Below are 1,055 nucleotides of genomic sequence, written 5' to 3'. Positions count from 1 at the left end.
TAGCCGTCTTCCAGCGCGACGAGGTTCCGCGCGATCGACACCGCGTCGGCGGTCAGAGTGAACTCGCCGGTGGCGGCGCCCGCTTCGAGGATGCCGGTGTAGATCCGGACCTGCTGCTCGTAGAGCGTGATGTGCCGGGCGGCGTACACGGGATCGCGGCGGGCGATCGTGCCGAGTTCGTAGAGCAGCACGCAGAGTTCGTCCGCGGGGCCGGTGGGCAGGCCGCTGCGGATCATCGCCCGCAGCCGCTCGACGGGGCTCGACTTCGTGGCGGCTGCCAGCTCCCTCGCCGAGCAGAACCGGGCCACCGCCTCGCGCTGCACCTCCTGGAGCAGGTCGGTGAGGGTGGGGAAGTAGTACAGGACCGAACCCGAAGACAGGCCCGCGCCCTCCGCGATGTCCCGCAGCCGCAGGTTCAGCACGCCGCGGTCGAGGACGGCCCGTCTGGCCACCTCGATCAGTTCGGCTCGTCGTTCCGGTGCCTTGCTCGGTCTCGCCATGCCCACATTCTTCGAATCTTGTTCGAAAAACGCAAGCGCTGATCACCATCAGGTCTTGACGTCACAACGCGGAGGGCCTTTGATGCGTGCTCAACAGTTCTTCGAAGGAGATTCAAGGAACCCACCTTGTAGGAGGTCGGCCGTGTCCACTCCCGCCCTGCGCCGCGGTCTGCGCACCCTCGGCACGCTGCTCATCACGCTCTCCGCGATCAGTCCCGCCTCGTCGGTCTTCATCATCGCGCCGGGGGTGATCTCCGGAGCCGGGACAGGCGCCTTCTACAGCTTCGTGGCCGCCGCGGTCGTCGGCGTGTTCATGGCCTTCGTCTACGCCGAGCTCGCGTCGGCGTTCCCGCTGGCGGGCGGCGAGTACGCGATCGTCACCCGCACGCTCGGCCGCTTGCCCGGCTTCGCCGTACTCGGCCTGATGATCATCACGCAGGTGCTCATCGTGGCGGTGATCGCGCTCGGCGTCGGCACCTATCTCGGCGTGCTCCTCCCCGGCGTGCCGGGTTCGGTGATCGCCGCCGTGACCTGCGTGGTCGCGGCCGTGGTCGG

2 protein-coding genes are annotated in these 1,055 nt (G+C 68.3%); one reads left to right on the top strand and one right to left on the bottom strand.

What is annotated here, in order from left to right:
- Positions 1-500, bottom strand: a 500-nt coding sequence (locus CFP71_RS42910; protein WP_093939493.1) for a TetR/AcrR family transcriptional regulator, incomplete at its 3' end; no start/stop codon positions are given.
- 142 nt (positions 501-642) lie between these two features.
- Between CFP71_RS42910 and CFP71_RS42905 the strand changes: the two genes are divergently transcribed.
- Positions 643-1,055 (top strand): amino acid permease (locus tag CFP71_RS42905; RefSeq protein ID WP_143267338.1); only part of this gene is annotated, 413 nt, incomplete at its 3' end.

Origin of the sequence: Amycolatopsis thailandensis (assembly GCF_002234405.1) — a bacterium.
GTDB classification, from domain to species: domain Bacteria; phylum Actinomycetota; class Actinomycetes; order Mycobacteriales; family Pseudonocardiaceae; genus Amycolatopsis; species Amycolatopsis thailandensis.
Note: the sequence above shows the minus strand (reverse complement) of the source record. Positions and strands in the feature narration are given on the sequence as shown.